Source organism: Clostridia bacterium, assembly GCA_019683875.1.
GTDB lineage: Bacteria > Bacillota > Sulfobacillia > RBS10-35 > Bu92 > Bu92.
Map to the genome: position 1 here is coordinate 1 of JADGHN010000081.1, position 7789 is coordinate 7789.

At 67.6% G+C, this 7789-nt stretch carries 6 protein-coding genes and 1 riboswitch; of the genes, 2 read left to right on the forward strand and 4 right to left on the reverse strand.

Going from position 1 to position 7789, the window contains the following annotated elements; genetic code table 11:
- Positions 1 to 63 precede the first annotated feature (63 nt).
- The 4 genes from IRZ18_07180 to IRZ18_07195 all read right to left on the reverse strand — a co-directional run bounded on the left by IRZ18_07180 (position 64) and on the right by IRZ18_07195 (position 4194).
- The gene (locus IRZ18_07180) at positions 64 to 513 is read right to left on the reverse strand and encodes a ComF family protein (GenBank protein MBX5476883.1); all 450 of its coding nucleotides are present in this window, start codon (positions 511 to 513) and stop codon (positions 64 to 66) included.
- 263 nt (positions 514 to 776) lie between these two features.
- Complete coding sequence (locus IRZ18_07185; GenBank protein MBX5476884.1) at positions 777 to 2387, reverse strand: sensor domain-containing diguanylate cyclase; 1611 nt, start codon at positions 2385 to 2387, stop codon at positions 777 to 779.
- Positions 2388 to 2435: 48 nt separating this feature from the next.
- Complete coding sequence (locus IRZ18_07190; GenBank protein MBX5476885.1) at positions 2436 to 2900, reverse strand: hypothetical protein; 465 nt, start codon at positions 2898 to 2900, stop codon at positions 2436 to 2438.
- 58 nt (positions 2901 to 2958) lie between these two features.
- The gene (locus tag IRZ18_07195) at positions 2959 to 4194 is read right to left on the reverse strand and encodes a methionine adenosyltransferase (protein MBX5476886.1); all 1236 of its coding nucleotides are present in this window, start codon (positions 4192 to 4194) and stop codon (positions 2959 to 2961) included.
- 54 nt (positions 4195 to 4248) lie between these two features.
- Positions 4249 to 4364: riboswitch (SAM riboswitch) on the reverse strand.
- A gap of 343 nt (positions 4365 to 4707) precedes the next feature.
- On the opposite strand from IRZ18_07195, the gene IRZ18_07200 reads away from it, so the two are divergent.
- Both IRZ18_07200 and IRZ18_07205 read left to right on the forward strand, forming a co-directional pair.
- Complete coding sequence (locus tag IRZ18_07200; protein MBX5476887.1) at positions 4708 to 6327, forward strand: PD40 domain-containing protein; 1620 nt, start codon at positions 4708 to 4710, stop codon at positions 6325 to 6327.
- Between the two features lie 96 nt (positions 6328 to 6423).
- Positions 6424 to 7635: an IS256 family transposase gene (locus IRZ18_07205; GenBank protein ID MBX5476888.1), complete on the forward strand. Its 1212-nt coding sequence runs from the start codon at positions 6424 to 6426 to the stop codon at positions 7633 to 7635.
- Positions 7636 to 7789 lie beyond the last annotated feature (154 nt).

A 7789-nucleotide genomic window follows, 5' to 3' on the forward strand; every position in this document is an offset into this window, starting at 1 on the left:
AAGCATTCCGCACTCCCTTCCCCGACCGGCCGCGCGGCCGCGAGCCGCGCCGGCACGTCGGCGTCACAGGTCCCGGCAGAGGACGGCGGCCACCACGGAACGAGCGCCCGCCTCCAGCAGCGCTTCCGCGCACGCCGTCATCGTCACGCCGGTGGTGAACACGTCGTCGACAAGAAGAATGCGCTTGCCGGCGACAGTTTCCTTCTGGACGCAAACGATGTCGGGCCGATTGGCGCGGCGCTCGGCGAGATTCTTGGTGCGCGACTGGCTCGGGCCGAGGTGCGGCCGGCGAAGGGCGTCGACGACAGGAATGCGCCCCTGGACGATGCGCTCCGCCAGGAGGCGCGCCTGATTGAAGCCGCGTTGGCGCTGGCGCGCGGGGCTCAGCGGAACGGGGACCGCCAGCTGCGCCCCGTCCCACCGGCCGTCCAGCGCCGCTGCCGCGAATTCGCCCAGAGGGCGCGCGAGGTGGCGCTCGCGCCGAAACTTGAGCCGGTGCAGCAGACCGCGCAACGGCTCCTGATAAGGGGCTGCGGCGAGGATGCGGGTAAACGGCCACACCTGCGCGGCACATACGTCACAGAGACCGGACGGCACAGCGGGCACCGGCGCAGGTACGCCGCAGCGGGGACAGGAGGGGATGGGAGGGAACGCCATGGCGCGCCGGCATGCGTCACAGAAGCGGTCGCCGCTGTCCTGGGCGCGCCCGCACGCAGGGCAGGCACGCGGTGCGGGCCACAACAGGTCCAGCACAGCCGAGGGAAGGTCGCGCCACATCAGCCGGCCCCGAAGCGGTGCTTCTGCCGGTACATCGCCTGATCGGCGGCACGGACGAGTTCATCGGCGTCCTGCCCGTCCTGCGGATACACGGCCAGCCCCGCGCTGACGGCCAGCGTGGGCGAGACGTTCGAGCCGACGTTGATGCGCAACTTGTGCACCCGCTGCAGGATGCGATCGACCACCGCCGCCGCCTCGTCGTGGCTGGCGCCCGGCAGCACGATCACAAACTCGTCCCCGCCGTAGCGCGCGACGAGGTCGCCGTGGCGGACGGAATCGAGGAGGATCCGCGAAAAGGAGCGCAGGACCTCGTCCCCCACCTGGTGGCCGAAACGATTGTTGAAGTCCCGGAAGTTGTCCAGGTCCAGGTAGACCAAGGCCAGCGGCTGGCCGCCGCGAGCCGCCGCCTCCAGTTTGCGCGGAAGGTCCGCGGCAAAACGGCGGAAGTTGGCGAGTCCGGTCATCGGGTCCGTCTGCGCCTGCTGCTCCGTCTCGCGGTACTTCATCACGTTCCGCAAGGCGATCGAGATTTGCGGCGAGAGGATGGAGATCAGCCGGCGCTGGTTGTCGTTGAACGGTTGCGCCGCGTCAAGTTCGAGCACGCCCAGACGATGCTCGCCGTGGGCGATGGGCACCATGAGCGCCCAGCGCTCGCTACCGTCGGGACTGTCCACCTTTGCGACGCTGGACTGGCCGTCCACGAACGCCCGGCCGACCGCGCCCTCACTGACGGCGATCTGCGTCCCGAGAGCCGCCTCCCCCGCCGGTCCGAATACGGCCGCGCTCATCAACCACTTCCCGTCCTCGCTGACGATCCAAAGCTCGGCTCGCTGGGCGTGGACAAGCCGCGCGGAGTCGCGAACGATGACGTTGCACACCGTTTCCCAGTTCAGCGAGCCCGCGAGAGCCTGCGACGACTCATAAAGCGCCTCAAGCTCGCGGTTGCGGGTGTCGAGCTTGTGCTGGACGTTCAACAGGTACGACAGCGCCAAGGCGGGCACCACGGCGAGGAGCGCCGTCAACGTGCCGCTGGTGCGGTCGGCGACGATGAACATCGTGCCCAGAGCGGCCGTGACGAGGTGCGCGAACGCCTCCCAGTGCAGGTGGGCGGTCACGGAACGAAGCGGGAGGCCCTGTTCCAGCGACACCATGGTGGCCACAAGCAGGTTGTTCACGACAAAAAACACGGCGACGAATGCGACGTATGGGACCGCCAGCGCCATGGGCCCCGTGTGCATGACCGTCGCGACGCGTTCCTGGGCCAGCCAACCGCAGAATACGCTGAGGGTGAACTGCGCCGCGTTGAACGCGCCGATGCGCGCGGGACGGCGGAGAGGGATCGTGTTCCCCGCGATGTTGCCGAGAGCACAAACCAGCGCAGCCGTGCTGGGACCGTACAGAACCTCCGCCGGGAACGTCAGGGCGAAACTGAACGAGACATAACCGAAAGGCGTGCGGAAATTCCAGTAGTCCGCCGCGGCCGCCAGGAGCGCGAAGAGGACGAACCACGGGGAGGGCGGCAAGGCGACGACCAGGCCGGCGAGCAGCGCAAGGCCCGTGACGATGACGGCCGCCTGGTACACGTTTGCGACGGAACGAACCCTGAGCACGCCTCTGACCCCGCCCGGCTGGCAAGTCTGTCTGGCAAGTCTGTCGGGTTAATTCGCGCCGGACGACCGCTTTCCTTTTCCTTCCTTCTTCGTCTTTGCGGCCGTCTGAATCAGGCGCCGGACGTCCCGCAGCCAGGGTGCGAATGGCACGTGTCCGTCGAAGCGCGCGACCACGTCCACCCGTCCGCCCGCCGCGGAGAGGCCGTGGGTCAGGAGATCGACGCCGTGCGGGGCGGCAACCAGGCGAACGCCCGGCAGCTCGCGCGCGAGCGCGCGCATCATGGCGCCCCACTCCCACGACGTCCTCGCGGGCGACTCTACGACCGCGATGAGCCGCCCGCCGCTCACGCCGGCCACCATGGAGGCCACGGCGCGGATGACGCCCTCGAGGACCCCTTCGGCGTCTCCTTCGACGATCAACAGAACGCGCGTCTCACGATGGTGCCGGTAGCGAACCCAGAAATCCGCTACCGCGTACGCGAGGATGGCCGCGGCGAGCAGGAACCAGAGCAAACGAAAACCCTCCGATCGGTGGAGCCCCGATCGGAGGGTATGCGCAGAGCGGACTCGGTTAGGAGTTGGCCGGCGCGAGGTGCGCGCCGTAGCGCGCCGCGGCGCGGCGGACGTCCTCGACGCGGTCGAGCCGCTCCCACGGCAGGTCGAGGTCGGGCCGCCCAAAGTGGCCGTACGCGGCCAGCTGACGATAGATCGGCCGCCGCAGGTCGAAGTTGTGGATGATGGCCGCCGGACGCAGGTCGAAGACGTCCTGCACGATGCGGGCGAGCACGTCGTCCGGCAACGCCCCCGTGCCGTGCGAGTCGACCATGATGCTCACCGGCCGCGCGACGCCAATGGCGTACGCCACCTGCACCTCGCAGCGGCGCGCCAGGCCCGCCGCCACGAGATTCTTCGCCACGTGCCGCGCCGCGTACGCAGCGGAGCGATCCACCTTGGTGGGGTCCTTTCCGGAGAAGGCACCGCCGCCGTGCCGCGCGAACCCGCCGTACGTGTCCACGACGATCTTGCGGCCGGTGAGGCCGGAGTCCCCGTGCGGCCCGCCGACCACGAAGCGTCCGCTGGGATTCACCAGCAACCGGGTGCGCTCGTCCCAGAGATGCTCGGGAACGACGGCTTCGACGACCTCGCGGCGGATGTCGCGCTCGATCTGCTCGCGCGTCACGTCGGGCGCGTGCTGCGTCGAGACGACGATCGTGTCGACCCTCACCGGGCGGTCGTCCTCATACTCGACCGTCACCTGGGTCTTCCCGTCCGGAAGCAGGTACGGAACGATCCCCTCCTTGCGAACGGCGGCAAGGCGCCGCGCCAGACCGTGCGCGAGCGCGATGGGCATGGGCATGTACGTCTCCGTCTCGTCGCTGGCGTATCCGAACATGAGGCCCTGGTCGCCGGCGCCGATGGCCGAGAACTGGTCCTCGGCCTCCTTGCCTTCCCGCAGTTCCCAGGCGCGCGTCACGCCCTGCGCGATGTCGGGCGACTGCTCGTCGATGGCGGTGAGCACGGCGCACGTGTCGGCGTCGAAACCGTACTTCGCCCGCGTGTAGCCGATGTCGCGGATGACCTGGCGGACGATGGCGGGGATGTCCACGTAGCAGTTGCAGGTCAGCTCGCCGAACACGAGGATGAGCCCCGTGGTCAGCGACGCCTCGATCGCGACGCGCGCTTCAGGGTCGAGTTCGATGACGGCGTCGAGGATGGCGTCCGCGACCTGGTCGGCCATCTTGTCCGGGTGGCCCTCGGTCACGGATTCAGATGTAAACAGCCTGCGGCTCTTCGTCGCTTCGGTCATGGGCGGCACCTCCAAAAAAAGACCCCTTCCAATTTGAAGGGGTCCTGATCCGTCCGGTCATCCTTCAGATTGGAGCTTGAACGCGTCCCATCTGCTGGGTTTGGCACCGTGTGTCCACCGGTTGCCGGGGCTTCCTAGGGCCAGTCCCCTCCGCCCGCTCTCGATGAACGTGCTGTTGAAATGTCAAGCTCCAAGCCGTAGATCGGCTGTCAATGTACCATGCCAGTATAAGCGCGTCAAGGCGCCCGCGTGCGCCCAAAGACCGCCAATTTACCGAGGCGCGCCTGCATCGTCGCCCACTGACACCCTCGCTCCCTCGCGGCGTTCAGACGGTGGCGCCAGAGCCCGTGTACACGCCACGACGGCGCGATTCCGGCAGCGACCGGGGTGGCTCGGATACGCCTCTGTTCCCGGAACGTTGCCTCCCGGCTTGGAGCCGTTGAACGGCGATAGGTAAATCGTGATCGATAAGCGTAAATTGAAGCTAAACGTGGCGTGGATGGGAGATCACGCGTGACACTCTCACGATCACTTGCGCGGGCACGTTCACTTGCGGCGTTGACCTCGGCCTGTACCCTGGCCGCGGCGCTGACCGCTTGCTCCATCGGTCATGCCGGCGACGGGAAACGGCCGCTTGCGTCCGAGGACGGCCTCGGTGCGGCCCGGCCGCCTTCAGAAGCGGCCGTCGATACCCAGCCGGTGGCCCCGGCGCACGTCCACATCACCCTGGAGGGCGTGGGCTACGGGATCGGAGGCAAGACCGTCGCGACATCCGATCATCCGGCCGATGCGCCGGCGGCCCCTGCCGTCTTTCGTCCCGGCCCCGCCGAGCTCCGCGTCGCCTTCAGCTCACCCGTCGACCGGGACGAGGTTTGGAAGGCCATTCGGGACCAGCTTGTCGGTGCGGCCACTGGGTACCGGATCGAGTTGGGCCAACCTGTGTGGGACGAGAGCGGCAAATCGCTTGCGGTACGACTTCAACAGACCGTGACACCGCTCGGGGCGGGAGTCTTCGACGGACGGCCCAGCCTCCGCTTGGACTTGAGCACGGTCAAGGACGTCGACGGCGCGCCCGTCGATCCGGCAGGCGCCGCGCTCGAATGGCTCGTGGTCCGGCCGGTGACGGTGTACGCGATTTCCGACCCTGCACAGCTGCTGGACGGCACTACGGAAGGGCGGGCGGTGGGCGAGTTGGCAGCCCTGCCCTCGTTGCGTCCGGCGGGACCTCGCCCGTGGCTCGACGGCCATCTCCTCATGTGGCGATTCGCGGCAGAGGAAGCAGAGTGCGATGCGCGGGCCCTGGTCGATTGGAACCTTTCTGCGGGAACGGCGCTGGACGCGGGGGCGCCAGTGGACGCCTGCCTGTCCTGGGCAGGTTGGGATCCGCAGGGCCACGACCTTCTTCTCACGAGTTTGCAAACGCTGGTTCGACTCGACTTGGACGGCGGAGAGCCGGAGCCCGTCTACCGGGTCCCGGATGACCGCCTTCTCGTCGGCATGGCCATCGCCCCGGACGGTCGCATCGCCCTCTTCGAGGCCACGCCTCCCGCCGGCGGGGCTGAGGTGGGCTCGATCGACTTGTTGGTGGTCGATCTGCACGGCAAAGTCATGGCCAAGGTTCCGCAGGTCTCGGACCTCGTCTCCGAGGAGGGCTTGTGGCGCCCCATCCAGGCCTCCTGGTCCGATGATGGGGAAATGTTGGCCTTCACGGCTCTCCGCGTCCGGGAGCACGTGAGTGAGCCTGCCGCCCTGCCTGATGTCTCCGAGGCGCTATCCGTGTGGCGCCCGAAGGCACCCACCGGGACAGGACCGGAAGAGCTCGACGTGCCCGTGACGACGGTCTCCTGGCGCCCTGGAACGCACCAGATTCTGGTCGGCGACCGGCTGTACGATGTCGACACGAAGACATCGCGCAAGAGCCTCGGGGATGTCAAGGTCCTGCCCTACACCGACGTATTCTGGTCGCCGGACGGCCGGTACATGGCGTTCCTGGACCCGTCGCAGGGCAGGATGAGGGGCGTGCTGGTCGACCTCGAAACCGGACGCGGCAAAGAAGGCGACTTCCTGCCCCTGGGCTGGGAGCCCGCGACGGGCCAGTTCTATTGGTGCAGGACGCGGGTTGGAGTCCAGTAGTGTGGTGTAAATTCGGCGGGATCCGTTGACGGAAACGGCCACCCCGTGGTTCCTACGAGTAGGTACCCCTACCAACTCGAAGGAGGAACCAACAGGATGGCCGGTGACAACAGGATCGATCTTTTGGAGCTTTTGCGCAAGGCGGGGCACGACGGCGACATCGATTTCCTGGCCGAAGCCGTCCGAGTCATGGCCCAGGTGCTGATGGAACTTGACGTTCGCCAGAAGGTGGGCGCCGCCCCTTACGAGCGCAGCGCGGCGCGCCAGACGTATCGCAACGGCTACCGCACGCGGCTTTGGGACACGCGGGTCGGACGGATCGAGCTGCGGATCCCCAAGCTGCGCCAGGGCAGTTACTTTCCCGCGATTCTGGAGCCGCGCCGGCGAGCGGAACAGGCGCTCGTGTCCGTGATCCAGGAAGCCTACGTCCACGGCGTGAGCACGCGCAAGGTGGACGAACTGGTGCAGGCCATGGGGCTTGAAGGCGTCTCCAAGAGCGAGGTGTCCCGGCTGTGCGCGGAGCTGGATCAGATGGTGGAGGCCTTCCGGAACCGGCCGCTGGGCTGCTTCCCCTATGTGTGGCTCGACGCCACCTACCTCAAGGTGCGCGAGGACGGCCGGGTGCAGTCGATGGCCCTGGTCGTCGCCACGGGGGTGAAGGACACCGGGGAGCGCGAAGTGTTGGGACTGGACGTCGGGCCTAGCGAAGACGGCGCCTTTTGGATGGCGTTTTTGCGCGGCCTTTTGGCCCGCGGGCTCAAGGGCGTGAAGCTGGTGATCAGCGACGCGCACGAGGGGCTGAAGGCGGCCATTGACGCGGTGCTCCAGGGTGCCAGCTGGCAGCGGTGCCGGGTTCACTTCATGCGCAACATCCTGGCCCAGGTGCCCAAGAGCGCGCAGCCCATGGTGGCGGCGGCGGTGCGGACGATCTTCACGCAAGCCACGCAGGACGAGGCCCGTGCCCAGCTCCGCCATGTGGCCGACACGCTTGAGGCGCGATTCCCCAAGTTGGCCAGGCTCCTTCTTGACGCGGAAGACGAGGTTCTCGCGTACATGGTGTTTCCGGAACGGCACTGGCGGCAGATTCACTCGACCAATCCCCTGGAGAGGTTGCACAAGGAGATCAAGCGCCGGGCGCACGTGGTCGGCATCTTTCCGAACCGTGCGTCGGTGTTGCGGCTGATGGGGGCGGTGCTCATGGAACAGAACGACGAATGGGCGACTGGCCGAAGATACTTCAGCGCGGAGTCCATGGCGGAGATTGGCCGGAGGGAGGTGAACGCCTTCATCGCGACGGCCGCGAACTAGGCAGCCGGCGTGGGAACCACGAGGGAGAATTTACACCACTAACAGGGACACGACCGCTGGTTCTCGGCGGCCGCGTGGAGCAGCTCGCTCACCAAGTTCACCGCCGGCACATAGCGCACCCGGAAGCCCGACTGGATGGCGGCCACGCCGAGCG

What these genes read in the sequence shown, in the direction of transcription:
- IRZ18_07195 (MBX5476886.1), bottom strand. Translation starts at nt 4,194, where the DNA reads ATGACCGAAGCGACGAAGAGCCGCAGGCTGTTTACATCTGAATCCGTG.
- IRZ18_07205 (MBX5476888.1), top strand. Translation starts at nt 6,424, where the DNA reads ATGGCCGGTGACAACAGGATCGATCTTTTGGAGCTTTTGCGCAAGGCG.